The organism is Sphingomonas pseudosanguinis, from assembly GCF_014196255.1.
GTDB lineage: Bacteria > Pseudomonadota > Alphaproteobacteria > Sphingomonadales > Sphingomonadaceae > Sphingomonas > Sphingomonas pseudosanguinis.
The window spans coordinates 1-1456 of record NZ_JACIDH010000045.1 but is presented as its reverse complement, the minus strand read 5'-3'; the positions used below and the strand labels follow the sequence as shown (position 1 = coordinate 1456).

Annotated in this window: 2 protein-coding genes; one reads left to right on the top strand and one right to left on the bottom strand. The window is 54.3% G+C overall.

Annotated elements, in window-relative coordinates:
- Positions 1-17 precede the first annotated feature (17 nt).
- Positions 18-377, bottom strand: a complete 360-nt coding sequence (locus GGR48_RS17850) for a hypothetical protein (RefSeq protein ID WP_183953186.1) — start codon at positions 375-377, stop codon at positions 18-20.
- 276 nt (positions 378-653) lie between these two features.
- On the opposite strand from GGR48_RS17850, the gene GGR48_RS17845 reads away from it, so the two are divergent.
- Entirely contained in the window at positions 654-800 is a 147-nt protein-coding gene (locus tag GGR48_RS17845; RefSeq protein ID WP_183953185.1) for a hypothetical protein, read from the top strand.
- Positions 801-1456 lie beyond the last annotated feature (656 nt).

The window sequence follows — 1456 nt, the reverse complement described above, 5'->3', positions numbered from 1 at the left end:
ACCGCCAAGCGAACAGCCTAGACCAACGGGATGAGGGGTCCCTTTTCCACGCCGATCACCCCGCTACCGGGGTCCCTTTTCCACGCCGATCCACACTCTGGGTGCATATAGCCATCGTTGAAGCCGTCATTCACAACGTTTGCGGCCTTGGCCGTCGCTCGAAGCCCCGCGATGATGGACGTGTATGCCTCTTTGCGTACGTCCCAGAGACGATCCTGCGTATATTTGTGCCGCTCGATCTGGATCATGTCCTTCGCCGTTTTCAGTGCACTCCGCCTTTGCAACCAACTTCCGAGAAAAGTGCCGCCTAACGTGCCTGCGAGAGTAAGGAGATTGCCGATATTGCCCGCGAGTGCGTTCCAAGCGCTGGTATCCATCCAATCTCTCCTGTTCTGCGAAAGCCTGCGTCGAAGGTCGTGATGATCTCGCACAGGGGATGGTGAAGGTTGTCGTCCCCGTCTATCTGCTCGACAAGCGCTGACCTGTTGTTCGCAAAAAATTGGCCAAAAACTGTGCGCAACTCATGTAGAAAGGCATTCTCCATGAGTAGGCCATTGACCGTCTTGGTAAATTGTGATCCACAGCCCGTAGGGCTAAATGTTCGATTCCCCCCATCGAAAAGACCTCGTTTTTTCAATGGCGGAGTGTGTCACGTGAATCGCTGGCAGTCTTATTCGGAAATTGTAAAAGCCTTCATTGAGCGCGGAAACCCCGGCCATGCGTTGGTCGCTCTGGGCATTATCTCCGCGCCGGTCACTATCGGAGCACTGATCGGACTAGCCAAAGTGGTCTTCGGCTAAATGCCGCTCAGTTCTCAACTTGCTATACCGGTGATGCGCGAACCAGCGCCTGCAATCGATCGATGGCGACGTGATGGGTAAATCTCCAAAAAATGGAAAAATTTCGATCGGCATAGATGAGGCGTATTGAGGCGTATTGAGGCGTATTGAGATGTTTTCCGTTAGGCTGGTGCTATTTGGACACCCATAACACCCTCTTGACCATTACCCCGGATTGTGGCCCTACAGCCCGTAGGGCTAATAGGCCGCTCCCCGCCAAGGAAATGTATTTTTTCTTGGACGGAGTCTGCCCAGTGAACAAATGGCAAGCCCTTGTGGACATCGTGAAAGCGTTCGTTGACGGCGGTAAGCCCGGATACGCTTTGGCGGCGATCGTCGTGATGTGCGGGCCAATCGCCCTTTTCGCGTGCGCCACGTTATTGAACATAGTGTGGAAGTAAACTCAGGCTTTGCGGATAGCGTCGGCCAGCGTGTCGAAGCGGTCGTTGACGATGTCGGTGAGCTTGTCTTGCCCGCGCTCGACGCGCTCCATTGCCTTGTCGATCGCTTGAACCGCGCTTTCTAGGGTTCAAACTCAATCAGCCTCTTGAGGGGTGATGGTTTTCCTGATTCACTGGTGTGTGGATCAGGAGGAGTGAGGCATGGCGCTGTTCTGG

Bases quoted from the DNA above. Each gene is read 5' to 3' on its own strand.
- GGR48_RS17850 (WP_183953186.1), bottom strand. From the start codon at position 377: ATGGATACCAGCGCTTGGAACGCACTCGCGGGCAATATCGGCAATCTC.